The organism is Halohasta sp. A2, from assembly GCF_056175805.1.
In genome coordinates this window covers 1-23085 of record NZ_JAQFWV010000052.1, presented here as the reverse complement: position 1 = coordinate 23085, position 23085 = coordinate 1, and the positions used below count along the sequence as shown (strand labels likewise).

Here is a 23085-nt window from a genome sequence, read left to right as displayed (position 1 = left end):
CAACGAGAAGGTCGTTCCACACTCCGAAGAGTTTGTCACTGATGAGGGCGTCCATGTCAACCAAGTCGAATGCCTCTGGTCACTGGTGAATCCCTGGCTGCAGAAGTTCCGCGGTCTCTCGAAGCCCAGACTGGAGCAGTCCGTCCGAACCTACGGGTTCGTACGGACGCTAAACCTCGCCGGAGTACCGTTGAGCGGGCTTATTGACTGCTTTGCAGTGAACGTGTTTCGCTGAGTTATGCAAGAGCCATAGAATTAATTCGACAGAGCGTCGTTAGTCGGTCGACCACGAAGTCTTTATTAACGACGGTCACAGAATCCGGGTGAGGACCGTACAGAGAGAGTGGCACTGCGTGCGAGGGTAGCCAAGCCCGGAAACGGCGGCGGATTCAAGCTCCGCTCCTGTAGAGGTCCGTGGGTTCAAATCCCTCCCCTCGCATCGTTGCGGTTCACACCGCAAGATGCGGAAGACCGCTCTTGGAGCGTTCTTCCCTCGCAAAACTTCGTTTCGTCGACCTACTTTTGAGCTGTGCGACTCCCAAAGCAGTGGTATCTTACTCCGCAAAACTGACCGCCCACGCCAAACTACTGGTTAAAAAGAGCCGTCGACCGTTAGGCCTGGCCCGCGCCGACGTAGAGCACGACGACGAGGAAGAGCCAGACGGCGTCGACGAAGTGCCAGTACATCGAGGCAGTGCTCACCGACAGATGGCGGTCGGCCGAATACTGTCCGAACAGTCCCCGGACGAAGACAATTGCGATGATGACGACCCCGAGCGCGACGTGGAGGCCGTGAAGACCGGTGAGCCCGAAGAACGCCGAGCCGTAGATTCCTTCGGTGTACGTGAAGCCGTACTCGCCGATGAACTCGAAGTACTCCAGTGCCTGGCCGCCGAGGAACACGATTCCCAACAGCACTGTCAGGCCCATTCCGCGCAGGAAGTTAGTTCGATCGTCGCTTCGGATCGCGACGTGCGCCCAGTGGAGCGTAAACGAGGAGGCAACCAAGATCGCCGTGTTCGCCAGAATCAGCGAACTGACGAGCTCAGGCGTCGTCTCCGGCAGCGTCCAGGGTCCGCTGCCCGCCCGGAAGTAGAAGTAGTAGGCGAAGATCGCACCGAACGTCGCCAACTCTGAGCCCAAAAAGGCGATCATGCCCCAGCGAAGCGACGAAACGCTGTGGTCGGAGACGTCTCGGGACCAGAACTTCGAGACGAAGGCGTGGTACAGCCAGCCGTAGATTCCCGTCAGAAACAGCCCGACGCTGCCGGCCAGCACGACGGGCCCGGCCAGATCTGGGACGAAATCCGAGATGATCCAGAGTGCGACTCCGAAATAGATGCCTGCGCCACCGAGAGCGGTCACAAACGGCCACCAGCTCGCCTCACCAAAGCCCCGCGGCCAGTCTTCGACCGCCGGAAGATGGTGGTGGTGGTCGTCGTGTCCGTCGTCCGTTTCGGTACTCATAGAGAACCGTTTCGAGCCTGTAATTAAAAATCCTCCCAACCGTCGTTTCGGTCGGCGGCCGACCCTTTAGTCCGACTACATCACCACGGCCCACAATCCGTCTGTCGTCAATTCGATGTGTGGGTGTTATCACTGGCCCGAAGTCGCAAGCTACTCCTGTCGGCCTGTCGAACATCGGCCAATGGACCGTCGACGGCTCGGAGTACGGGTAGGCTTCGGACTTTTGATCGCGATTTCAATGCTCTTGGCGACGAGCGGTGAAGTTCTCGCACACGCGGCTGGGCTTAGGGACACGGGAGCCACGGCCGTGACGATCCCCACGTGGCTGTTTTTGGCGACCGGCGGCGGTGCAGTCGGTGCTTCATTTATATTGGCCTCGTTCGTCACCGACCGGGTCTTCATTCGCTCGTTTCACGAGTGGGGCGGTCGACTGCCGTCTCCCGGTCGGTTCGTCGCCCTTGTGGGTCGACTGGTCGGCGTTGGATTGCTGGGACTCACCGTCTACGTCGGCTTTGCCGGTCCACCAACCGGCAGTCGCAACTTCGCGGTCGTCTTCGTCTGGGTCGCGTGGTGGGGTGGCTACGTCGCCTCGACGTATCTACTCGGTAATACGTGGCCGACGCTCAATCCGTTTCGGACGCTCGCCGACATGGTGCCGTCGCTCGGTCGACCGTATCCCAACCGACTCGGCGCATGGCCGAGTGTGGCTGCCCTGCTCGTGCTGATTTGGATCGAAGTCGTGACACCGATGGCTGACAATCCGCGACTGTTGGCGTCGATGATCGTCATTTATACCGTCTTTACTCTGGCCGGAGCGGTCGTGTTCGGCGCTGATCGCTGGTTTTCGACCGTCGACCCGATCTCGCGTGCGTTTTCGTACTTTGGGCGGTTCGCTCCCTTCGAGCGAACCAGCGACGGCATCGCGTTCCGACTCCCCGGAATGGCGCTCACAGACCCACGGTTGGTTTCGGGTCGCGACGAGGTCGCGTTTATCGTGGCGCTGTTGTACGTCACTACGTTCGACGGATTCGTCGGGACGTGGCTCTGGGAGGCGTTCGCTGTGGGCGTCGTCGGGCTAGGACTGCCGCCATTGGGTGTGTACGCGCTTGGATATCTCGTCGGTTTCGGCCTCTTTTTCGGGGCGTTTTGGTGGGCAATGAGGCTGGCTCGGCGCTACGGCTCGACCTACATCACTCGCGAGGAACTCGGTCGGCGGTTCGGGCCCTCACTCCTAGCGATTGCCGTCGGTTACCATCTGGCCCACAATCTCGGATTCGTCCTCAGCCTGCTTCCCTCGGTCGCCGTCGTGGCTACTGCTCCACTCTCACCGCCCCAACAGCTTCCAGTTCTCACCGAACTCCCTGGCTGGATCTCGGCCCTTGAGATGACGCTCGTGTTGCTCGGACACGTAATCGCCGTCTGGGTCGCACATGCGGCGGCCTACGACCTGCTTCCCGGTCGACTCGAAGCGATCAGAAGCCAGTACGGTGTCACACTCGTGATGGTCGCCTATACGATGATCAGCCTCTGGATCGTCACCACGCCACTCGTCGAGCCGCCGTTTATCTCCGGAGGTGGCCCATGACGCCTCCAGTCGACACCCGGTCTCCAGAGACACCACTGGACGACGATCGACACTCGGAGACAAAAATCGATGACGACCCGACTCCAGAGACCCTGGTTCCGGCCGGAGAGACGCCAGTAGTCTGTCCCTACTGTGGATTCGAGCTCACTGGCGAGATGCAGTACGAACTTCATCTCGGGTTGGAACATTACGCGGAGCTTACCGAGGAGGAACGAGAGACGTTCAAAGCGGCGTATGCCGACGAGGAGGCGTCGCTCAACCGGTTTCGTATCATCGCCCTCGGCGCTCTGGTCGCGCTCTACTTCGGATTCCTCGTTGTGTATGCCGTATTAGCAGCCTGAGTTTGCCGAGGTAGGCTGTTTTTAATGCGTCTTTTTAGTGATGAATAAAATGTGCGACGCTCCGGAAGGTATTTCAGTCGTCTGTAGTGAGTTATGCCAAATGGATCGTGAGATAGTCGACACCGTCACCGGCTGGGAGTCGGCCCCGTTCAGCGATGGGTACGAGGGGCTCGGCAGGCTTGCCGACACCGAGTTTTCGGGGGCGGTGACTGACGGAACCGCGTGGGCGTTCATGCTCAATGGACGGGTCATTGGGATACGGGATGGCTCGATTTCGGCGTTCGAAGACGCCGATGGGACGGCATACGAGTCACCCGACCCCGGACTGCCGTTGTTGTACGCCATGTTAGGCCGTGGCGAAGAGCAAGCCCAGTACTATACGAACAACAAATCTATTTCCGAGGCCGATGCGACACTCTCGTCGGGAAACTTTACCGGCTACATCGAACTCTCGGAGAACGTGTTGTCGGGAGATTATTACGTCGCGTACTACGGCGGCAAATCGATGAGTGTCGCCTTCGTCGGCAACAGCCGGAAGCTACTGACAGACGAGGAGGCCTTCGAGCGTGCTGACGACGAAATCGGCATCTACACGATTCATAAAGCCGATCTAAAAGTCATCGATATTCCCGAGCCAGCGACCACTTCGACGGACACTACAGCAAAAAACGAGCGGCAGTCAGAGTCTCCTACTGGGGCAACGGCCCCAACGGATGCTACTGGTGGCGAGTCGACCAAAGACGAATCAACAGGTGAATCGGTACGCACTGAATCAACATCTGAGGACTCAGCAACTGCCGATTCAGCCGAGAAGGCATCGATCACGGAAGGCTCGGCCGAGGGGGATCGAAAACAGAGAGCGCCGAAAGACTCTACCCCAGCTACCGCTGGTGTCAGTGCGTCGATGACCGAGCCTTCAGGCTCGTACCAGGAAACATCCGACGATAGCACGGAGACGGCCGCGGCTGGCGACTCGGAGACCGCTGCTGAGACGTCGACGGTCAGCGAGACATCGGATGGAGACGTGTTCAATGACGAAGCTCAGTGGCGTAACGCCAAGACGATACCGTCGCTCGATCCGAGTGACGATCTGCCGAGTCAGTCCACTCGGGCAGCCAACACACATTCGACGGTTCAACAGACACGGACAGCCAACGATCAAACGTCGCAGTCATCGGCTTCACAAAGACGCTCGGAGTCGACGGCCGCGCAACGAAAACCGTCGTCGGTCTCAGGACTGTCCCGCTCGCAGCTACAAAAGCGACTCAAACGTGCTGAACAGATCATGCAGAAGGCCGAAGAGCAACACGAGCGGTTGGTGGCCGAACGTGACAGCGCACGGGCCGAACGCAACGAGGCTCACGAGAAACTCGAAACAATCCGAACACAGCTCTCGGAGGCCGAAGCCGAAATCGAACGGCTCGAAGCACAACTCGACGCCGGGTCAGCCGACGAAAGAGGGTACGAATCGTCTGGCGGCCAGTCGATGAGCACAACAGAAGCCCTTCGCGGAACGAATCTCTTGGTTCGGTACAACTCGAAAGGTGATGCCACCCTCGAAGATGCACTCACCGGAGAGGCGACCCAAGATGAGGTTCGCCAGAACCTTCGGATCGATACCCGTACGACGTTCTCCACGGATGATCTCAGCGTCGACGCCACCCCGTTTGACGCATTTCTCGACGGTCGCATTGAACTCGCGTTCACCCGGTGGATCGTCGAGGAGTTCCTCTTCGACATTCAGGCCACCGGAAATCAATCCGATCTCAAAGGGATCTACGAGGCGATTCCAGAGATCAACCGCGCCGAACTTCGTGGCAGTGTCTCACTGGAGAGCGACGACGAGGACGACCCCGTCAACGCCGAGTTCGACCTCGTCATCCGCGACAAGCGCGACCATCCGCTGTTTGTCGTGGATTTCAATGAATCTAATCAGCCGGTCGGCCCAGGAATGGTCAACTCACTCGTTCGCGAGGGCAGCGAAATCGTCCAGAGCCAGGAAACCTTCGCGGCAGCGTTTGCGGTGACGACGAGCTACTACGAGGGCGGTGCACTCGATGCGGCGGCGGATGCGACCGGTGGCGGCCTACTGAGTGCGAGCCGTGGCAAGAGCTTCGTCTACATCTCGCGAAAACAGGGCTTCCATCTCTGTCTGGTCGAACAGCTCGGTGATACCTTCGATCTTCACGTTCCCGAACTGTAGGTTTTCGACACCTACACGTCTCAGACGACAACAGCGACAAATACGGTCGCGATCAGCCTTCGATCTCTGCGGTTTCGTCAATGCGCATTGTCCGAAGTTTGTCGACGATCGAATCGATCTTGTTGTCCAAATCGTCGACGAACTCTTCGGTGTGGTCGGTCTGGATCGCACCTTGACTCGACGGCTCGATCAAGTTCTCCTCTTCGAGCACGCGAAGCGAGTAGCGAACCTTGTGATGTGGGTAGCCCGTCTCGTTCGACATTTTGACAATGCCGATCGGTTCGTTCTCGATCACCATTCGCAGCACCTGTAAGTGCCGTTCGAGCATGTCGACTTCTTTCTCAAGTCTGTCTATCATGACACATGCTAACTTGTCTTTATTCCCTTTAAAGGTTGCTGTCGGAGCGGGCTGAAAAGTCAGTAGACCAACTAATGTAGTGGTAGTAGTTAACAGTTCTGTTTTTGTGGTCTGTTGGCACGGCAATCGCAACAGGAAAACCGCTCCGAAGGGTGGACCGTAATCGGTTTACCCACTGCTTGTGAAGCGACGGCTGTTATGACCGTAACTATCGTCGGCTCGCAGTTGGGCGACGAGGGCAAGGGCGCGCTCGTCGACATCTGGGGCGGCGACGCCGATGTCGTCGCCCGGTATCAGGGCGGCGACAACGCAGGCCACACCGTCGTTCACGACGGCAACAAGTATGAACTCTCGTTGGTCCCCAGCGGGGCCGTTCGCGGCAAAGTCGGAATCCTCGGCAACGGCTGTGTTGTCAACCCCGAGACGCTGTTTTCGGAACTCGACACGCTCCGCGAGCAGGGACTCGACCCAGACGTGCGGATCGCCCGCCGAGCCCACGCGATTCTCCCGTATCACCGCGTCTTGGACGGCATCGAAGAGGAAGTCAAAAGCGACTCGGATCTCGCCGCCGGAACCACAAAGCGAGGAATCGGCCCGACCTACGAGGACAAGATGGGTCGACGTGGCATCCGTATCGGCGATATGCTCGATCCCGAGGTGCTTCGCGAGCGACTCGAATACGTCGTCCCCCAAAAGCGGGATGTCGCCGAGAAGATCTACGGGCTCGATGTTGCCGAATCCGAACACGCCGACGCCTTCGACGTAGACGCACTGTTCGAGACCTACAACGAGTACGGCCAGCGATTCGTCGAAGAGTCGATGACCGTCAACTGCGGGGATTTCCTGGGTAACCGACTCGACGAAGGCAAAGAGATACTGTTCGAGGGCGCACAGGGAACCTCTATCGACATCGACCACGGCATCTATCCCTACGTCACCTCCTCGAACCCCACGGCTGGCGGCGCGTCTGTCGGCACCGGTGTCGGCCCGACCGTCATCGGCCAGGGCGAGGTCGTCGGCATTGTCAAAGGCTACCTCTCGCGTGTCGGCACCGGCCCGCTCCCAACCGAGTTGGACGGCAACGACACCGAAGAGGAGCTCGCGGACTTCATCCGCGAGAAAGGCGGCGAGTTCGGCACCGTGACGGGTCGACCACGTCGGATCGGCTGGCTCGATATGCCGATGCTCCGGCACGCCGCCCGCGCGAACGGGTTTACCGGTATCGCTATCAACCACATCGACGTGCTGGCTGGCCTCGATGAGGTGAAAGTCGGTCACGCCTACGAACTCGACGGCGAGGAAATCTACACGATGCCCGCAACCACCGAGCGGTGGGGTGACTGTGAACCGGTCCACAAATCCTTCGAGCCGTGGCCGGAAGTCGACTGGGCAGAGGTCGCCGCCGAGGGCTACGAGGCGATCCCGGCTCCCGCCCGCGAGTACCTCGAATACGTCAGCGAAGAGGTCGGCGCACCGATCTATGCGATTGGTGTCGGTCCAGGCCGTGAAGAAACGGTCGTCAGAGCCAACCCCTTCGACTCGCAGTAGCTACAGCCGCCCGGTCGGCTCCCTGTAGCCCCAGCAGCACACAAAAGTAACACTTACACCCGTTTGTCGACCTCTTTTCGACATGAGCGAAACCGTACTGTTAGTCGGTGGTGGCGGCCGCGAACACGCCATCGCCCGCGCGTTGGCCCCTGACTGCTCGCTGTACGCCGCTGCGAGCAACCGAAACCCCGGCATCGTCCGACTCGCTGATGGCTTCGAGCAGCTCGGTGAAACCGACGCCAGCGCAATCGTCGACTACGCCAACGAGGTCGACGCGACGCTCGCCATCGTGGGCCCCGAATCCGGCCTGCAGGTCGGTGTTGCCGACGCACTCGACGAGGCGGGAATTTACACCTTCGGGCCGCAGGCCGAAGAAGCCAGAATCGAGACCGACAAGGCGTTTCAGCGCGAATTCATGCAGGACAACGAGATTCCGGGCTGCCCGATCTTCGAGACGTTCGACGACACCGAGGCAGCCTGCGAGTACATCGACAACAGCGAGATCGATCTCGCGGTCAAACCCGCCGGGCTCACCGGTGGTAAGGGCGTGAAAGTCATCGGCGATCAGGTCGACAAAGAGGGCGCAAAGGAGTACCTCCGCGAGGAGGACTACGACCGCGTCGTGCTCGAAGAGCGCTTCGTCGGCGAGGAGTTCACCCTGCAAGCGTTCGTCGCCGACGGCGACCTCCGCACGACACCAGCCGTACAGGACCACAAACGCGCCTACGAGGGCGATGAAGGACCGAACACCGGCGGGATGGGCAGCTACAGCGACACCGGCTTCGAGCTTCCCTTTATGAGCGAGGGCGACTACGAGGCCGCGGTCGAGGTTATGGAGGCGACCGTTGCTGCGATGCCAGCTTATAAAGGAATCCTCTACGGCCAGTTCATGCTGACGAGCGAGGGACCGAAAGTCATCGAGTACAACGCCCGCTTCGGCGACCCCGAGGCGATGAACACGCTTCCCGTTTTGGAAACCCCGTTCCTCGATGTCCTCACGGCTGCCCGAGATGGCGAGAAGCTACCCGAACTCGAATTCACCGGGCAAGCGACGGTCTGCAAGTACGCGGTTCCCGCGGGCTATCCGACCGATCCGGACTCGGGTGCCAAAATCGAGGTCGACGAAGAAACCGTCGGCGAAGGCTTGCTGTTCTATGCGAGCGTCGACGAGCGCGCCGACGGCCTCTACACGACGACCTCCCGGTCGTTCGCCGTGGTTGGACTGGCCGACAGCATCGCGGCGGCTGAGGCAATCGCCGAGGACGCGCTGTCGGCGGCTGGTGATGGGCTCCGCATTCGGCACGACGTCGGAAAGGCTGATCTGGTCCAACAACGCGTCGACCACATGGCCGAGCTTCGCGGCGACGAGTAAGGACTCGCCTCAGCGATCACCGGGCCACGGGATTCGGTCGGACCAGACGACAGCTGCGGCGAGAACGGCACTGAAAAGGTTTAGTATGGATTCTAACGGCCATGACTGCGTTTCCTCGGCTGTCGGTATACCGAGCCGGATTAGCGCGTGGATTCCAAATATAAAAAGCGCAGTACTGACGAGCCACCGAAACACGTCGCCCAACCGAACCACTGGCGCAATCGCTGTGTGATACGCTAGCCAGTAGGCTACTCCGATTCCGACACCGAGACACCCGGCCGTCAGTCGTATTTGAGTACTCGGGTCCGGTGGTCCGAGCACGGATGCGGTCATAAAGCCGATCAAAACGGCGAGCCCAGTGAATCGCAGGAATCGTCTCCGTCGAGATTCTGTCACTGGTGGAGTATTTATCTGTGCGAGTATAATTGTTCTGTCGACACTGCTATCCCAGCGAGGGTTCGCATACACCGGCCGATATTCCGGACGCATCGATTACCATCTTATAAGTAGTCGACACCTACTGGAGGAGTTATTTTAGGGTTACCCGACAGACAGTACGTCGTGAGTTCCGACTCGAAAAACCCCGAGCGTCGACACGACCGGCTCGAACGCCACCCGACCAGCGGCCGCCGCAACTCACTGTGGTCGTGGCCAAAGGCCAAGTCGCCGCTGCGGATCGTGATTAACTATCTCGTGGTCTGGCTCGTCCGTCTCTCGCCGAGCCTCCAGCTGAAAAACTGGCTCGTTCGGCGGCTCGGCGCGACCATTGGTGAGGGTGTCGCGTGGGGATTGGAGTCGACGCCGGACGTGTTTTGGCCCGAACTGATCACGGTCGAGGACCACGCGATCATTGGCTACGACGCCACCCTCCTGTGCCACGAATTCTTGCAGGACGAGTACCGAACCGGCGAGGTCGTCGTCGGCGAGCGAGCGATGATCGGAGCCGGGGCCATCATCCTCCCGGGCGTCGAGGTCGGTCCGGGAGCGCAGGTCGCAGCGAACTCCTTGGTGGCACAGGATGTACCGGCCGACGTGACGGTCGCTGGTGTTCCAGCCGAGCCGGTCGACCACTCGTAGCCTGGTTCAAGCTGCCTGTTGATTCGGGGTTTCCAACTGTTCGTCCGTTGGTAGACCTGGTCCACATCCCGACAGCGTCGACTCCACGTACAGCGCTAACAGTACTATTCAGACTACTATCTTGGTATTCAGAATCTGTCAAATGTCAAATTCAATCACTTCTGTGTGGAAATAGGGTCGGTATGAGCTCTTTAGAATCGTAATATTTGTTATATAGTCGATTATTTATATAGAAAGCGTATATACGTGAATATAAGAATGGTGCAACAGATCGAGGAACGGGTAGCTACTATCGACCGACAGCGACAGTATGCGGCTAACGGTGATCTGACCGTCCGTCTGGCGGCCGGACAGAACGACGAGACGCTGACCGGGCTCGCGGGTCGGTCAATCGGGTGTTCGTCGAGTTGGACGGTACACTGCTGGGCATCCAGTCGTTCGGTGTCGAGGTCGCAACGGAAACCCGGCAGGTCTCGACTGGTCCCGAGGAGATCCAAGCGATGAGCACAGAAGTCAGTCAGTCTATCGAGGAGGTCGTCACAGGCGCGTCGAGACGGACGACGAACCTCACCGAAGCGGTCTCACAGTAACTCCCGATGCACCCCCACCACAAACACTCGGAGGGCTGTTTCCGACATCTATTCGAGGAACTCGACGACGCCGTAGTCAAATTCGAGCTGGTTGATGGCGAGCCAATCATCATCGACGCCAACGACGCGTTTGTCGATGTGTTCGCCCACGAGTCACCATCGGTGATCGGCGCATCGCTCAACGATCTGATCGTCCCACCAACCAAGCGACAGGAAGCCGCTCGGTTCGACCAGCGAACGGGAGCGGGCCAGTCGAATGCAGCCGTTGTCGAACGGATGACCGACGAGGGCGACCGGAAGTTCATTTACCGCGGGATACCCTATCAGAACGACTACGGCTTTGCCATCTACACCGACATCACCGAGGAAGTCAGGCGAGAACGACATCTCGACGTGCTCCACCGCGTGCTTCGCCACAACCTCCGAAACGATCTCAATGTCGTCGTGGGAATGGCCACCCAGATCATCGAAACCACCGAGGAAACGGCGACGCGAGAGGCTGCCGAAAAAATCAAACGGAAGGCGACTGATCTCTCGTATCTCAGCGACGAGGCCAAAACCATCCAGAAAGTGCTTGGTGAGTCCGTCTCTGTCGGCTCCGTCGAGCTGAAGCCGCTCGTCAGCGACATCGTCGACGACTGCCACAGCCGGTTCGAGACGGCCAAAATTTCCACGGAACTCTCGGAGAGAGTTGTCGTCAGCGCAAACCACCGACTGCAGATCGTTCTGCGGAGTCTCGTAGATAACGCTATCCGGCACAACGAGTCGGCTACCCCACGGGCAACCATCTCCGCGACCCAACTCGACTCGTCTGTCGAGATCGAAGTAAGCGACAACGGGCCGGGCATTCCAGTGACCGAGAAACAGATCATCACCGGCGACACACAGATCACCGCACTCAACCACGGCAGCGGACTCGGACTGTGGCTCGTCAAATGGATCGTCGAGGCCTACGGTGGGTATCTGGAAATCGAAACGCCAGCCGACGGCGGCACCGTCGTCCGGCTTCGACTGAATCGTCCCGACCGAAGCTGAGTCGGGGGAACAAACGGTAGCTCTGGGGCCCCAGCCACGGTGGCACGCCGTGATCCTCGGCGCGCTGGCGTTCACTTTGGGTGTTGTCAGACACTACCTCGCTGCGCGAAACCAGGACGTAGACGCCTCCAGTAAGCAATCTCCCGAGCTACGCTCTGAGCTACATCCGCTGCGGTAACCGCGCAGCTACCGGTATCGACTACTCCGACTGCATGTATAACGCAGCGTTCATTCCGAGGCGACGATCCGATTTTCTTCTTCGAGTGGGGTCGACAGGTCGTCGATGAAGTGTTTGATCATCGTCTCCTCGGCGCGGTGGAGCGTCTCGCTACAGGTCGACTTGGCGAGGCCGACCGCATCGGCCAGTCCCGTCAGCGTACACCCTCGCGGGGTGTCGTAGTAGCCTCGTTCGACGGCCGCCAACACGAGTTCTCGCTGCTTTACCGAGAGCAACTGTTCGGTGTGCAGGCGCTCTTGGATGTACTCGACGCGGAACTCCAGGCCGAAGGTCCGCAACTGCGAGCTGAGTTCCGACAGGCGCTCGTGGGGGCCGGTGGCGTCGACGGTCGCCTCGCCGTCGCTGATCCGCACCGGGAACTCGATGGGGAGGCCCGACCCCTGGGCGGCAAGCTGGATCAGCGGCGGGCTCGTCGTCTCGACCTGCACCGTTATCTGGTTGTCTGTCTGCTGGATCACCGTTAGCTCGACGATTTGATCATGGGCCCGGGCAGCCGACAGCACGGCCTCGACATCGGGGGCGGTGATATTCAGTAGCGCGAAGGCGACGTGCTCGTCGGGAACTGCCGACATCACCATGAACGTCGCCTCGGGGTACTGCCGGGAGACGTCACCGATCCAGATTACCTCCGGTAACGTGACGACCAGTCGTGCCTGGGTCATCGCCCGACCACCTCGAACCGAGCCGCACGTGTCGACGTCATTACTGACATACGAACGCGTTCGGTTCCTAAACGAATACCGATATGTCCGAACATATTCGGGTTGATCCTCGTTGGTGACTCTCACCGGAGTCAGCATCGCTCTCGGTCGACCTCGCTACAAAAAACGAGTGGTTCGCCGTAACTGCTGGCCGGTCAGCGGAAACGAACGACGAGCAGGAATCGAGAAACTACTTTTGAGCCGACTGGCCGCTGGCTCACGTCGATTTATCGACTGAGACTGACTTGACCAGAGCAACCCAACATGTTCACCCCGGTTCTAACGAACTGGTAATCTCATTCTGGAATTATATACAGTCTCTACCAACTGCCGAATAGAGCTATGAACAACCATATTGGCGCACCAGGGCGGGGTATCTCACGGCGCGAATTTTTGGTGGCAACCGGTAGCACAGGCGTGCTCTCGCTGGCGGGCTGTTCGGCACCGACCAACACCGCCCTCGGCGGGCGAGCGACGCCGCAGGCCGACGGCGAACTCCCGACGACGAGCCCACCCGAGGTCGTCAACGTCGACGAGCAGGGCGGCTCGGTAACCCTCTCGTCGGTCACCTCGCGGCACGAAGTCCATCCGCTCGAATCGATGGGCGGGCCGGTCGAACTCCCGCGTGTCTGGGCGTTCCGAGCCGACGACCGCGAGCCGAGCGTCCCAGGACCCATCCTGCGGACGACCAAGGGCAACGATATGGAAGTGACGTTCGACAACACGGATGGAGAACATCCCCACACGGTCCACTTTCACGGCGTCCGAAAGACGTGGGAGAACGACGGCGTGCCGACGACGACGGGCATCCAGATCGACCCCGGCGAGCGACACACCTACACCATCCCCGCGAACGTGCCGGGGACCCATCTGTACCACTGCCACTACCAGACTCATCGACACATCGACATGGGGATGTACGGCATTCTCCGGGTCGACCCCGAGGGCTACGAGGAGGCAGACAAGGAGTACTTCTTAACGCTCAAAGACTGGGACTCGCGCCTGTCACGGATGATGGACGGTGAGAGCGCCGACTACAGCCCACGCGAACGGAACCCCGACGTGTTCACGATGAACGGCAAGAGCCTGCCGCGAACGATCCACCCCGAAGACGGCTCGCCGATCATCGTCGACGCGGGCGACACGGTCCGACTGCATCTGGCGAACTCGGGCTACATGTCCCATCCGATGCACGTTCACAACCATCGCTACCGGCTGGTCGCCAAGGACGGCGGGCAGGTTCCCGAGGCCGCCCAGTACGAACAGGATATTACCAATATTGCGCCCGCTGAGCGCCACACCATCGAGTTCGAGGCCGACGCCGATCCGGGAATCTACCTGATGCATTGCCACAAGGTCAACCACGCCATGAACGGGAACTTCTACCCCGGCGGGATGGTCAACGCGGTCGTCTACCGGGACGTGATGGATTCGGACGTCTTCGCCCAACTCATGGAGTACGCGGGCTACGAGGGCTGAGTATGACGACACACCACCCACCGATTCCAGTCTCGCGTCGCAGCGTCCTTCGAGCGAGTGCGGCTCTCGGCGCAGCCACGCTCGGCGTTTCGTCGGCTGGTGTCGCATCGGCCCAGGACGAGGAAGGTCAAGCGGACCGAGAACCCGACTACGGCGACTGGTTCGACAACGTCGACAACTACGACGAAACGGTCGACGAGCGGGGCTCCGACGAGGTCACGATCACGGTCGGCTCGTCGGCCAACGACGGCAACTACGGCTTTGATCCGGCGGCCGTTCGCGTCGACCCCGGAACGACGATAATCTGGGAGTGGTCGGGCGACGGCGGCAGTCACAACGTGGCCGACGAGGACGGCGAGTTCGAGAGCGAACTGGTCGAGGAGTCCGGCCACACCTTCGAACACACCGTCGAAGACGAGGGGATCGTAACCTACGCCTGCTCGCCCCACAAGGCGATGGGGATGAAAGGCGCGCTCGCGGTCGGTGAGGTCGAGACCGTGGCTGCAGAGTCGGACGACGAAGACGACGAGTCCGAGGGCGACGAGATCGACTACGACGGCTGGTTCGAGAACGTCGACAACTACGACGAGACGGTCGACGAGCGGGGCTCCGAGGAGGTGACAATCACGGTCGGAGCCGACGGCAACAACGGCCCCTACGCGTTCGATCCGCCGGCCGTTCGCGTCGATCCCGGGACGAGGGTCATTTGGAAGTGGTCGGGCGGTGGCGGCAGCCACAACGTTGTCGAAAACGAGGGACGGTTCGCGAGCGACCTCGGTGGCGAGTCCGGCGCGACATTCGAGCGGACGGTCGACACGCAGGGTATCGTCAAATACGTCTGTGCACCCCACGAGCGAATGGGAATGAAAGGCGCGGTCGTCGTCGGCTCGCCCGAGGGCGGCTACAGCCTTGGCGACCTCCTGACACTCAGCGGTGGGGCCGGTCTCACGGGTGGCCTCGTGGCGCTGTTCGCCCTCGGCTCGAAAAGGCAAAGCGGCTCACGGTCGACAGAAGCCGCACAGGTCGACTGACGGCTCTCACTCCAGAACCGTTTACAATACAGAGAACAGACGCAGCAAACCCAGGGACGGGAAACGCGCGTTAGTACTCGCGAATGCGAACGATGCCGTCCTGAAGAACGAGTCGGTTAGGGATGATGTGTTCCTCACCGTCGGTGTCGATCCGGGTGACCAACAGGTCGACCTCTTGAACGACGCCGCGCTGACCACCGACGTTGACCTCGTCGCCGATGCTGTAGGGCTGGGTCAACAGCAAGTAGACGCCAGCAGTCCCCGAGGCCAGTAGGTCCTGCGTCGCCAGCGCCGTAAAGACGATGAGCGCGAAGGCGTAGGCACCCAGCAGGACGATCAACGCGAGCACCGCGACGCCGATCTGGCTGAGTGCGATCAGCACCGCAACAAAGAGCACGCTGTACTTCGCGAGCGCGGGAATGAGGCCGATTTCGGGGAGCTTGATGCCACGCAGTCGCTCGGAGACGAGTAGTTCGACCTTGTCGGCGACAACGACGCCCACGACCAGAATGATAACCGCGACGAACAGTTGTGGCAGGAAGACGGCCGCCGCACTCCAGAACAGATCCGCGAACTGGAGATCGGCGACCGAGACGGCGACGAACACGGACAACAGCACGATGAAGTAGCCGCTGAGTTGGGCGATGATACTGATCGTTGACGTGCCGAACTCGTTTGCGGTCCGTTCGAACGCCGTTCCTTCGATCGTTTGGTCGACGCCCATCCGTTCGAGCAGCCGACGGTTGACGATCACCACGCCGTAGCCGAGCACGATTCCGGCTGCCAAAAGCAAGAGCGCGAACCAGAGACGGGGAGTAATATAGCGAAGCACGCCGTCACCAGCGACCTGAAGCGGCCCGAACATGGGTTAGTACTCCTCTGGATCGAGTTCGAGAATCAGTTTCCCACCTTTAAATGCTCGAACGAGCCCGTCGGACTCAGAGAGCACGATCGCCGTCGCGTTCGTGTCGCGGGTGATCGCCCCGCCGGCCATGTGACGTGCCCCGAGCCCTTTGGGGATGTCGACGCCCTCGGCGGAGGGTTCGAGATACCGGTACGCGGAGACGATTTTTCCCGAATCCGAGATGACGAACGCACCATCGAGCCGCGAAAACTCCTTGAGCATCACGTTCACGATGGGGTCGCCGACGTGGACGTGGGATTTCTCGAAGGGGTTGTAGCTCAGCGGCCGGGACTTGTTCATCACCTTGCCCGCGTCGCCGACGACGAACAGCGCGCCGACGGGTTTGCCCTTCTGGCCCTTGCGGCCGAGTTCCAGGGCGACTTCAAACACGTCGCTGATGACTGCCGGATCAGCTCGTGAGTTGGTAAACAGGTCGTAGATTCCCGAGCGCATCGTCTCGTCGACCCGAACGCGACTCGTGAAGTCGGCATCCTCGCTGAATAGCGAGCCGACACAGGCGAGCACGTCACCTTCGCCGACCAGATCGGCGTCCATCGCGCCCTCGATGCCGAATCGGATTCGGTCTTTGATATCCGTAAACTGGATCGGGAGTTCGACGAACGTGTCGGCGTCGACCGTGTTTTCGGCACCGATGACGACGACATCTTCAACGTCGTCGAACCGCTCGTAGAACGAGCCGTTCGGCGAAAACAGAAAGACACCGTCGACACCCGACACGAGGTCGGTGAGAATGTCGGAAAGGGAGCTCATTGTGTTAGGTATCTTCCCAGCGTTAATAAAGTTTTAATCGACAGTCAGACGCACGGTAGACTATCGCATGGTGGGGTGGACGAGCGCCGACAGACGAAAGCCATCAAGTCCATCGAACGCTAGTGTCCGATATGCTCGAACCCGGCGATCCGGCACCCGAGATCAGCGCATCCAACCAGTACGGCGAGGAGATCACGCCCGAGTTCGACGAGCCGACAGTCGTCTACTTCTATCCAAAGGACTTCACTGGCGGCTGTACCATCGAAGCCAACGACTTCCAAAAAGCGCTTCCACAGTACCGTGAAGCCGGGATCGCTGTGTATGGTGTTTCGATGGACGACGTCGACAGCCACGCCGAGTTCGCCGACGACGAAGGGATCCTCTTCGATCTGCTTGCCGATCCCGACGGTTCTGTCGCCCGGGCGTTCGGACTCGACACCGACGAGGGCCGTACGGACCGACGGACGTTCGTCCTCGCCGACGGGGAGGTGTTCGCCACGTACGATCCGGCACTCACCGATCCAACCGGTCACGCCCGCGACGTGCTGAACGACACCCGAAACAAGTTCATCACTGGCGGATAACCCCTCACGACGACGTCTCGCTTTGAGGCTCGGATGGTCTGTCGGACAGGACGTCGGTGTACCACAGCGCCCAGAGGATCAACACCGCTTGAAGCGGGAGTCGCCCCTAGCGAACCAGCTCGGACGGATCACCACCTCCTGGCATTCCCTTGATGACGACGCCGTGGGTCGCCATATACACGTTTGCGGGAAAGATCGCCACGAGTAACGCGACCGTTGCCCATGCCGCCTGTGGTCGCGTCCGTGGCACCAGGAGTCCGATCCCGACAGCGATTTCGGCAATCCCCGACAGATAGACGAGCGCGAGCGGTGCCGGAAGAATCGGTGGAATAATTTGGACGTACAACTCCGGAACGACGAAATGTAACACCCGCGCGACGATGAAGCCAGGGCCCAACAGATACAGGAGCGGACGCTCGAGCCGCTCGAACGCCAGCGTCATTGTATACTACGTTGCTGTACAGGGGTGAATCAGTTTCACTCGTCTCAAGCAGTGGGTGGTTCTGCATTCGTCGACCGGACAACGACTCGGGAGACTATTGGCTGCAGTCACAACAGCGATACGGGCGGTCCGTGAACAGTGCATATGCCGTTCGAAACACCGAACCTCTTGGGGCCGTCGGTCGAGGTTCCGACTTCCGTGGAGACGGAATCCATTCGCATCCGACCGCTCGGCGTCGACGATACCCGACGGGACTACGAGGCTGTGACTGCGAGTCGTGACCGGATTCGTGGAACGTTCGGGCCGGGCCACGAGTGGCCGTCTGCCGACCTGACACTGGCACAGAACCGGATCGACGTCGCCTGGCATCACAAGGAGTTCCAGCGCCGCGATGCGTTTACGTACGCCATCGTCACGCCGGACGAGACGGTCGAACTGGGCTGTGTGTACGTCCAGCCGACCCATGCAGACGGCTACGAGGCCGCCGTCTACTTCTGGACTGCCGAGGCTGCGGTCGACCGGGGTATCGACGACGCGATAGAGACCACCGTCCGGGAGTGGATCGCCGAGGCCTGGCCGTTCGAGTCGGTCGCCTACCCCGGACGCAATATTCCGTGGTCGAACTGGGAACCGATGCTCCAGACCGACACTCGATAATCGATGGCCGCTCGGTCGGTAGGATCGCCACTGCATCCTAAAACACGTTTAAACAGTTCACACAGTACGAGTGTGTACCCAGCGTAGGGATCCATTGACAGAAACGGAAGAACTGGAGTAAATACTGAATATACAAAGTCGTACGAGGGTATTCATACATAAATTTAACATAAATGGCCGGAACGTTGGTGTATGGTCACAGAAATCGGCGAGTACGAGCCAACAGACATCCCCGACGATACCCCGATGGCGCTACAGTCGGCTGCGGCGCTTCACGATCCGTTCGACTGGTATCGTCGACAGCGTCGTCTCGGCCCCGTCCAGTTCGACAACAAGCGGGGCGTCTACGACGTGTTCACCTACTGCCACGTCAAAGAAACGCTACAGGACAACGACCGGTTCGTACGCAAAGCGCTTTCCGGGGCGCACACACCGTCCTCGGGGCCCCAGACACCGTCCACGGAGACCAATAATTCGTCACCGTTCACGTATCTCGATAACGCGATGGTGTGGTCCGACGGGCCCAAACACGCGGCGTCGAAATCCCAACTGTTCGAGTTCTTTCGTCCGGATCTTCTGTCCGGCTTCGCGGAGTCGATCGACGACATCGCGCGATCACAGCTCCGTCTCGCGCTCGACGACGGCCCCGAGTTCGATTTCGTGACCGAGTTCGCCGTTCCGGTTCCACTCCGAGTCATCATGGAGATGGTTGGTATCCCACGTGCCGACCACCAACAAATGTTGAACTGGTTGGAGACGTTCCGTCGCGTCATGAACCGCGAGTACAGCGCCACCGAAAGCGGAGACGGCGAGCAGATGGCAGCGGCCGTCGACTACTTCGAAACGCTGGTCGCAGAGCGGACGAAGTCCCCGCAAGACGATCTCATCTCGCGGCTCGTCGAGGACACCGAGCTCAGTAACGCCGAGATCGGGTCGAACTGTTTCGATTTCATTCTGGCGGGACAGGGAACCATGTCCGAACTGCTGGCGAACGCGTTGTACCTGTTTTCGGAACACGACCTACTGGGGCGGCTCGATGAGTTCGAGATGGCACTGCTGGTCGAAGAGGTGCTTCGGTACCGGAGTCCGCTCCAGTCGCGGGCCAGAGAGACGACCGAAGCCGTCACGATTGGCGAAACGACGATCGAAGCCGGCGAGACGGTTATTCTGTGGCTCGGTGCGGCGAACCGCGATCCGGCTGCATTCGACCAGCCCGAACAGTTCGTCCCCGATCGGAACCCCGATCACGTCGCGTTCGGTACCGGACCCCACAGCTGTATCGGTGCGCCGCTCGCACGGCTCGAAGCGCCGATTGTGCTGGATACGTTGTTCGATGTAGTCGGAGAGCTTGAAGTCGATACCGACTGCTGTACGCCGAAGCCGAAAGCCTCCAAGCTCGGCTTCGAACGACTACCCGTCGTGGCTCACTCATCATGAACAGCGAAACAACAGTTGGACGCGGCACTGACTCCAACAAGTATGACAAGTCAAACCCTACGAAAAATCCTCGCGACCGCTCGTCTGTAGCCACACCCCACACGAGAGGTGGAAGATGATACTGCTTCTCTCTGAGGTGCCGGTCGAACCAGACTCACGGGCCAGAGCCATCGAGATCATGAAAGAAATGGCGGTCAATTCGCGCCAGGAAGACGGCGTTATCGACTACCGAGTTACGGTCGACCTCGAAACCCCCAACGTCGTCAGGATCATCGAACAGTACGAAACCGCCGAAGCGGTCGACAGTCACGAATCGAGTCGCCATCTGGCGGCGTTTCAGGCGGCGATCGAGCCACACATGGCTGGCGAGCCGACGCTCACACGATACGATATCTCCTCGCAAACAGCGATGGAGGGGCCGTAGGACTTTTAAATAACTGTTTCGACAGCCTGGGCGACCCGATACAGCGTCGACTCCTCGAAGCGGCCGGCGACGAGCTGTAACCCGACCGGCATCCCGTCGACGGTCCCACAGGGAACCGAGAGGGCGGGATGGCCGGTCTGGTTGGCACCACCGGTGTTCACCGGAAGCGTGGCCAGCCGACCGACACGGTCGAGTACTTCAGTGAGATGACCGACGCCGACGCCGTCCGCGACCGTCTCGGTGTTCTCTTGCAGAATCCTGATAACAATCTATTCAATCCGACCGTTCGCAATTGAAGTCCCTACGCGATCTCGCACCGCTCGTCGTGGTGTGCCGCTGGAAAATGGGTTGGGGCAGATTCGAACTGCCGACCTGCTCCGTGTGAAGGAGCCGTCATAACCTGGCTAGACCACCAACCCGCTGTCGACTGCTACCTGTCGACCGGACTTAAAAGCTTCTCTCCGACTCGGCGACTGTACCCAAAAAGACGGAACTATCCGATCAGGCCGTCGGTTCGTCGGACGTACGGCCCTGGCGCACTCGTCGAGTCGCCTCCGCGACCGACTGCTTTGCAGCACGACGAACACTTCCGGCACGAGTTTCGGGCTCGACGGGTTCGGCGGGTTCGTTGCCGAATCGAGACTGAACCTGTCGGGCGATCGGCGTCAGCTCCTCGCGGAGCCCGATTTTGAGGTGCGATGCGGCTCGGCCAAGGTAGTATCGTGCGTCACTGAAGTGTTTGTTCATATCTGACCAACAGCGAGCAACAGATATAACCTTTGTGCTGACTGTATTTAGGCCAGCCTAAATCGAAAGCTTCACAAGAAATTAGGCTAACCTAAAACCACGGCCCGTGGTCGTGGCTTGCCACTGGGGCCGATGTATCGCCTCCGTCTCAGGGTCGACGGCACCGTGGGTACGATTGATCACATGGCCCGACCAAGGCTGCCGCTCGTCCGTCTGTCCCATACAGCTCGCGGCGGCCCTCCTTCCTGCTTCTGGAACTCCGCTCTGGAGCCACAGCTCAGTCAGTAGGTCGGTGACTCCTCGGGAACCCCGTCGCGGGCGTTGACCAGCCGTGCGAACGTAAACAGCCCGTCGGAGAGCCGGTTGAGATAAGTGACCGTCTCAGCGTTGATTGGCTCGCTTTGGGCGAGCGCGACGGCCCGACGCTCGGCCCGGCGGGTGACCGCCCGTGCGTTGTGCAATTCGGCCCCACACTCGCCGCCACCCGGAAGAACGAACGACGTCAGCGGTTCGAGGTCTTCGTCAGCAGCGTCGATCCACGACTCCAACTGGTCGACGTGTTCGGCGCGGATCTGTGGGTCGTCATCGTCCGGCTTCGGTGTCGAGAGCTCCGCCTGAATAATGTGGAGGTGGTTCTGGATTGACGCCAGCCAGTCGTCGATGTCGTCGTAGCCGCTGGGGCGAGCGGTTCCAATCACTGAGTTGGCCTCGTCGACGACACCGTAGGCCTCAATGCGTGGGTTCGTTTTCGAGACACGAGACAGATCCCGGAGATCGGTCTCGCCCTCGTCGCCACGGCCGGTATAAATAGTCATTTGCGATCCTCTCCGTGAGCGGGTTCCTGCGAATGCATACATCTACGTTGTGGAGCGACCAGCAAGTAGTTTGGTACCGAACGGTGTACCGTTTTGGTAGCGATTGGTATTCTGTCAGTCTCGTCCACGTTCGAACGCCTCAATCGTCGACCGCCACCCCGCAGGGATCGGCGTCGGCTCACCTGCTTCGTCGTCATACAGCACCAAGATGACGCTGGCCGTTGCCACGACTTCATCGTCGACGCGGAGTTCGTGCTCGGTCGTCAGACTCGTTGTTCCTATCTCCGGAACCGTCAGTTCGACTACCACCTCGTCGCCGAACTCGATCGGTTCGTGATAGTCGATCGACAGCGAGGCGACGACCGTTCCGACGGTGGTGAGGTCGACGTCAAGAACCTGAGAAAAATAACCGACGCGAGCCTCCTCAATGTAGCTCACGTGGATCGGGTTGTTGACGACGCCGAACGGATCGAGATCGCGGAACCGAACCGGGACGGTCATCGTAAACGGATAGTCGACGTCCATACTGGTCGGTTGCCCGGCGGCCATATGTAGTTGGGGCCCATCATACGGCTACAATCTATCTACGGCTACAATCTATCTCTCAGGGTACAGCTGGTCTTCGAGCAGCATCAATGGATTGTCGACGCACCACACATTACGTATAGCAGTAATACATTTATGAGGACGATACTCCCCGGATACGTGGCTGCATGAACCGATATCTTAACACACCGGAGTCCGAAGCCGGGATATGAGCCTCGAAATCGACCACGACTGTCCGAACTGTGACGACGAAGAGACGTTTTACCGAGCCGCCAGCACCACACTCCACCTCGGAGAGAAAACGAAGTGGCGCTGTCCGAACTGTAGTTACACCTTCGTGAAGATCAACGGGATCGACAGCTCTGCGGTGTGAGTTCGCGTTCCATTCCTGAATGAAGCTCGATTTTCGAACCCTTTCAACGTGAACGAGGGTAGCGATTTGAGTTTACGGTAACAATTGGTCGACAGAGTCCACGGTATCTATACACGAAAAGCACCTCAGCCGGTGAAATCATGTTATGTTTGGTCATCAGTTTTGTATTGGGACAGGAGGCGAGGTAGGCTTTCGTAATGCATGCGTGCGCACGCGAGCGGAATACAAACGACATTGCCTCGTTGCGCCGCTAATTAATCGCACTCTCGGTGCTTTCTCCGTCCAGTTTCCGTGAAAGTTGTATGCAATTGGACGCCTTCTGTCGATATGAAGTCGAAGCGGTCAACAATACGACAGTGT

Annotated in this window: 25 protein-coding genes, 2 tRNA genes and 3 pseudogenes; 18 read left to right on the top strand and 12 right to left on the bottom strand. The window is 59.7% G+C overall.

Translation table 11 applies throughout. From position 1 onward, the window contains the following. Together O2S87_RS13470 and O2S87_RS13465 are read left to right on the top strand one after the other, a co-directional pair. A pseudogene (locus tag O2S87_RS13470) lies at window positions 1–235 on the top strand (IS1595 family transposase); the annotation flags it as partial. Window positions 236–355: 120 nt separating this feature from the next. Then, a tRNA-Leu gene (locus O2S87_RS13465) sits at window positions 356–439 on the top strand. Between the two features lie 173 nt (window positions 440–612). Here the strand turns inward: O2S87_RS13465 and O2S87_RS13460 are convergent. Continuing rightward, window positions 613–1467 (bottom strand): cytochrome c oxidase subunit 3, encoded by an 855-nt coding sequence (locus tag O2S87_RS13460; protein WP_475409304.1) that lies wholly within the window; start codon window positions 1465–1467, stop codon window positions 613–615. 181 nt (window positions 1468–1648) lie between these two features. On the opposite strand from O2S87_RS13460, the gene O2S87_RS13455 reads away from it, so the two are divergent. The 3 genes from O2S87_RS13455 to O2S87_RS13445 all read left to right on the top strand — a co-directional run bounded on the left by O2S87_RS13455 (window position 1649) and on the right by O2S87_RS13445 (window position 5596). After that, complete coding sequence (locus tag O2S87_RS13455) at window positions 1649–3052, top strand: hypothetical protein (RefSeq protein ID WP_475409303.1); 1404 nt, start codon at window positions 1649–1651, stop codon at window positions 3050–3052. Then, window positions 3049–3393, top strand: a complete 345-nt coding sequence (locus O2S87_RS13450; RefSeq protein ID WP_475409302.1) for a C2H2-type zinc finger protein — start codon at window positions 3049–3051, stop codon at window positions 3391–3393. The genes O2S87_RS13455 and O2S87_RS13450 overlap by 4 nt, the downstream gene beginning before the upstream one ends. A 100-nt stretch (window positions 3394–3493) precedes the next feature. Beyond that, window positions 3494–5596 carry a DUF7527 domain-containing protein gene (locus O2S87_RS13445; protein ID WP_475409301.1) on the top strand — a complete coding sequence of 701 codons (2103 nt, stop codon included), beginning with the start codon at window positions 3494–3496 and terminating at the stop codon, window positions 5594–5596. 52 nt (window positions 5597–5648) lie between these two features. Here the strand turns inward: O2S87_RS13445 and O2S87_RS13440 are convergent, their stop codons facing one another. Beyond that, window positions 5649–5954, bottom strand: a complete 306-nt coding sequence (locus O2S87_RS13440) for a hypothetical protein (RefSeq protein WP_475409300.1) — start codon at window positions 5952–5954, stop codon at window positions 5649–5651. A 198-nt stretch (window positions 5955–6152) separates the two neighbouring features. Here O2S87_RS13440 and O2S87_RS13435 point away from each other — a divergent pair, with 198 nt between their 5' ends. Continuing rightward, a complete protein-coding gene (locus tag O2S87_RS13435; protein ID WP_475409299.1) occupies window positions 6153–7502 on the top strand; it encodes an adenylosuccinate synthase in 1350 nt (449 codons plus the stop codon). 82 nt (window positions 7503–7584) lie between these two features. Further along, window positions 7585–8874, top strand: a complete 1290-nt coding sequence (gene purD / locus O2S87_RS13430; RefSeq protein WP_475409298.1) for a phosphoribosylamine--glycine ligase — start codon at window positions 7585–7587, stop codon at window positions 8872–8874. A gap of 9 nt (window positions 8875–8883) precedes the next feature. On the opposite strand, the gene O2S87_RS13425 is transcribed toward purD, so the two are convergent. Next, window positions 8884–9270 (bottom strand): hypothetical protein, encoded by a 387-nt coding sequence (locus tag O2S87_RS13425; protein ID WP_475409297.1) that lies wholly within the window; start codon window positions 9268–9270, stop codon window positions 8884–8886. A 165-nt stretch (window positions 9271–9435) separates the two neighbouring features. Between O2S87_RS13425 and O2S87_RS13420 the strand changes: the two genes are divergently transcribed. The 3 genes from O2S87_RS13420 to O2S87_RS13410 all read left to right on the top strand — a co-directional run bounded on the left by O2S87_RS13420 (window position 9436) and on the right by O2S87_RS13410 (window position 11576). Next, window positions 9436–9951, top strand: coding sequence for an acyltransferase (locus O2S87_RS13420; protein WP_475409296.1), 516 nt, complete (start codon window positions 9436–9438; stop codon window positions 9949–9951). Window positions 9952–10346: 395 nt separating this feature from the next. Then, window positions 10347–10541, top strand: a complete 195-nt coding sequence (locus tag O2S87_RS13415; protein ID WP_475409295.1) for a hypothetical protein — start codon at window positions 10347–10349, stop codon at window positions 10539–10541. Between the two features lie 6 nt (window positions 10542–10547). Further along, on the top strand, window positions 10548–11576 hold the full coding sequence (locus O2S87_RS13410) for a PAS domain-containing sensor histidine kinase (protein ID WP_475409294.1): 1029 nt from the start codon (window positions 10548–10550) through the stop codon (window positions 11574–11576). Window positions 11577–11804: 228 nt separating this feature from the next. On the opposite strand, the gene O2S87_RS13405 is transcribed toward O2S87_RS13410, so the two are convergent. Then, window positions 11805–12476: a helix-turn-helix domain-containing protein gene (locus tag O2S87_RS13405; RefSeq protein ID WP_475409293.1), complete on the bottom strand. Its 672-nt coding sequence runs from the start codon at window positions 12474–12476 to the stop codon at window positions 11805–11807. Between the two features lie 381 nt (window positions 12477–12857). On the opposite strand from O2S87_RS13405, the gene O2S87_RS13400 reads away from it, so the two are divergent. Next, on the top strand, window positions 12858–13994 hold the full coding sequence (locus tag O2S87_RS13400; RefSeq protein WP_475409292.1) for a multicopper oxidase domain-containing protein: 1137 nt from the start codon (window positions 12858–12860) through the stop codon (window positions 13992–13994). Between the two features lie 2 nt (window positions 13995–13996). Then, window positions 13997–15025 (top strand): halocyanin domain-containing protein, encoded by a 1029-nt coding sequence (locus tag O2S87_RS13395; protein ID WP_475409291.1) that lies wholly within the window; start codon window positions 13997–13999, stop codon window positions 15023–15025. 70 nt (window positions 15026–15095) lie between these two features. Here O2S87_RS13395 and O2S87_RS13390 read toward each other — a convergent pair whose 3' ends face one another. Together O2S87_RS13390 and dacZ are read right to left on the bottom strand one after the other, a co-directional pair. Then, window positions 15096–15890: a mechanosensitive ion channel family protein gene (locus tag O2S87_RS13390; protein WP_475409290.1), complete on the bottom strand. Its 795-nt coding sequence runs from the start codon at window positions 15888–15890 to the stop codon at window positions 15096–15098. A gap of 3 nt (window positions 15891–15893) precedes the next feature. Further along, a complete protein-coding gene (dacZ, locus tag O2S87_RS13385; protein ID WP_475409289.1) occupies window positions 15894–16700 on the bottom strand; it encodes a diadenylate cyclase DacZ in 807 nt (268 codons plus the stop codon). A 131-nt stretch (window positions 16701–16831) separates the two neighbouring features. Here dacZ and O2S87_RS13380 point away from each other — a divergent pair, with 131 nt between their 5' ends. Further along, a complete protein-coding gene (locus O2S87_RS13380) occupies window positions 16832–17284 on the top strand; it encodes a peroxiredoxin (protein ID WP_475409288.1) in 453 nt (150 codons plus the stop codon). Window positions 17285–17393: 109 nt separating this feature from the next. On the opposite strand, the pseudogene O2S87_RS13375 reads toward O2S87_RS13380, so the two are convergent. Then, window positions 17394–17726: pseudogene (locus O2S87_RS13375) on the bottom strand (DoxX family protein); the annotation flags it as partial. A gap of 144 nt (window positions 17727–17870) precedes the next feature. On the opposite strand from O2S87_RS13375, the gene O2S87_RS13370 reads away from it, so the two are divergent. From O2S87_RS13370 to O2S87_RS13360, 3 genes are all read left to right on the top strand, one after another. Beyond that, a complete protein-coding gene (locus O2S87_RS13370) occupies window positions 17871–18383 on the top strand; it encodes a hypothetical protein (RefSeq protein WP_475409287.1) in 513 nt (170 codons plus the stop codon). 192 nt (window positions 18384–18575) lie between these two features. Next, a complete protein-coding gene (locus O2S87_RS13365) occupies window positions 18576–19820 on the top strand; it encodes a cytochrome P450 (RefSeq protein ID WP_475409286.1) in 1245 nt (414 codons plus the stop codon). 115 nt (window positions 19821–19935) lie between these two features. After that, a complete protein-coding gene (locus O2S87_RS13360) occupies window positions 19936–20244 on the top strand; it encodes a putative quinol monooxygenase (RefSeq protein WP_475409285.1) in 309 nt (102 codons plus the stop codon). Window positions 20245–20249: 5 nt separating this feature from the next. Here O2S87_RS13360 and O2S87_RS13355 read toward each other — a convergent pair whose 3' ends face one another. Beyond that, on the bottom strand, window positions 20250–20405 hold the full coding sequence (locus O2S87_RS13355) for an amidase family protein (RefSeq protein WP_475409284.1): 156 nt from the start codon (window positions 20403–20405) through the stop codon (window positions 20250–20252). Between the two features lie 12 nt (window positions 20406–20417). On the opposite strand from O2S87_RS13355, the pseudogene O2S87_RS13350 reads away from it, so the two are divergent. Next, window positions 20418–20534: pseudogene (locus O2S87_RS13350) on the top strand (energy-coupling factor ABC transporter ATP-binding protein); the annotation flags it as partial. 54 nt (window positions 20535–20588) lie between these two features. Here O2S87_RS13350 and O2S87_RS13345 read toward each other — a convergent pair. The 4 genes from O2S87_RS13345 to O2S87_RS13330 all read right to left on the bottom strand — a co-directional run bounded on the left by O2S87_RS13345 (window position 20589) and on the right by O2S87_RS13330 (window position 22355). Beyond that, window positions 20589–20663, bottom strand: a tRNA-Val gene (locus tag O2S87_RS13345). Window positions 20664–20745: 82 nt separating this feature from the next. Beyond that, window positions 20746–20991: a DUF7553 family protein gene (locus O2S87_RS13340; protein ID WP_475409283.1), complete on the bottom strand. Its 246-nt coding sequence runs from the start codon at window positions 20989–20991 to the stop codon at window positions 20746–20748. A 281-nt stretch (window positions 20992–21272) separates the two neighbouring features. After that, a complete protein-coding gene (locus tag O2S87_RS13335) occupies window positions 21273–21806 on the bottom strand; it encodes a cob(I)yrinic acid a,c-diamide adenosyltransferase (RefSeq protein ID WP_475409282.1) in 534 nt (177 codons plus the stop codon). A 114-nt stretch (window positions 21807–21920) separates the two neighbouring features. Beyond that, complete coding sequence (locus tag O2S87_RS13330; RefSeq protein ID WP_475409281.1) at window positions 21921–22355, bottom strand: acyl-CoA thioesterase; 435 nt, start codon at window positions 22353–22355, stop codon at window positions 21921–21923. A 205-nt stretch (window positions 22356–22560) separates the two neighbouring features. Here O2S87_RS13330 and O2S87_RS13325 point away from each other — a divergent pair, with 205 nt between their 5' ends. Beyond that, window positions 22561–22725, top strand: coding sequence for a DUF7838 family putative zinc beta-ribbon protein (locus tag O2S87_RS13325; protein WP_475409280.1), 165 nt, complete (start codon window positions 22561–22563; stop codon window positions 22723–22725). Window positions 22726–23085 lie beyond the last annotated feature (360 nt).

Excerpts from the sequence above, each read along its gene's own strand:
- O2S87_RS13460 (WP_475409304.1), bottom strand. The coding sequence starts at position 1,467 with ATGAGTACCGAAACGGACGACGGACACGACGACCACCACCACCATCTT.
- O2S87_RS13455 (WP_475409303.1), top strand. The coding sequence starts at position 1,649 with ATGGACCGTCGACGGCTCGGAGTACGGGTAGGCTTCGGACTTTTGATC.
- O2S87_RS13450 (WP_475409302.1), top strand. The coding sequence starts at position 3,049 with ATGACGCCTCCAGTCGACACCCGGTCTCCAGAGACACCACTGGACGAC.
- O2S87_RS13445 (WP_475409301.1), top strand. The coding sequence starts at position 3,494 with ATGGATCGTGAGATAGTCGACACCGTCACCGGCTGGGAGTCGGCCCCG.
- O2S87_RS13440 (WP_475409300.1), bottom strand. The coding sequence starts at position 5,954 with ATGATAGACAGACTTGAGAAAGAAGTCGACATGCTCGAACGGCACTTA.
- O2S87_RS13435 (WP_475409299.1), top strand. The coding sequence starts at position 6,153 with ATGACCGTAACTATCGTCGGCTCGCAGTTGGGCGACGAGGGCAAGGGC.
- purD (WP_475409298.1), top strand. The coding sequence starts at position 7,585 with ATGAGCGAAACCGTACTGTTAGTCGGTGGTGGCGGCCGCGAACACGCC.
- O2S87_RS13410 (WP_475409294.1), top strand. The coding sequence starts at position 10,548 with ATGCACCCCCACCACAAACACTCGGAGGGCTGTTTCCGACATCTATTC.
- O2S87_RS13405 (WP_475409293.1), bottom strand. The coding sequence starts at position 12,476 with ATGACCCAGGCACGACTGGTCGTCACGTTACCGGAGGTAATCTGGATC.
- O2S87_RS13400 (WP_475409292.1), top strand. The coding sequence starts at position 12,858 with ATGAACAACCATATTGGCGCACCAGGGCGGGGTATCTCACGGCGCGAA.
- O2S87_RS13395 (WP_475409291.1), top strand. The coding sequence starts at position 13,997 with ATGACGACACACCACCCACCGATTCCAGTCTCGCGTCGCAGCGTCCTT.
- O2S87_RS13390 (WP_475409290.1), bottom strand. The coding sequence starts at position 15,890 with ATGTTCGGGCCGCTTCAGGTCGCTGGTGACGGCGTGCTTCGCTATATT.
- dacZ (WP_475409289.1), bottom strand. The coding sequence starts at position 16,700 with ATGAGCTCCCTTTCCGACATTCTCACCGACCTCGTGTCGGGTGTCGAC.
- O2S87_RS13380 (WP_475409288.1), top strand. The coding sequence starts at position 16,832 with ATGCTCGAACCCGGCGATCCGGCACCCGAGATCAGCGCATCCAACCAG.
- O2S87_RS13370 (WP_475409287.1), top strand. The coding sequence starts at position 17,871 with ATGCCGTTCGAAACACCGAACCTCTTGGGGCCGTCGGTCGAGGTTCCG.
- O2S87_RS13365 (WP_475409286.1), top strand. The coding sequence starts at position 18,576 with ATGGTCACAGAAATCGGCGAGTACGAGCCAACAGACATCCCCGACGAT.
- O2S87_RS13360 (WP_475409285.1), top strand. The coding sequence starts at position 19,936 with ATGATACTGCTTCTCTCTGAGGTGCCGGTCGAACCAGACTCACGGGCC.
- O2S87_RS13340 (WP_475409283.1), bottom strand. The coding sequence starts at position 20,991 with ATGAACAAACACTTCAGTGACGCACGATACTACCTTGGCCGAGCCGCA.
- O2S87_RS13335 (WP_475409282.1), bottom strand. The coding sequence starts at position 21,806 with ATGACTATTTATACCGGCCGTGGCGACGAGGGCGAGACCGATCTCCGG.
- O2S87_RS13330 (WP_475409281.1), bottom strand. The coding sequence starts at position 22,355 with ATGGCCGCCGGGCAACCGACCAGTATGGACGTCGACTATCCGTTTACG.
- O2S87_RS13325 (WP_475409280.1), top strand. The coding sequence starts at position 22,561 with ATGAGCCTCGAAATCGACCACGACTGTCCGAACTGTGACGACGAAGAG.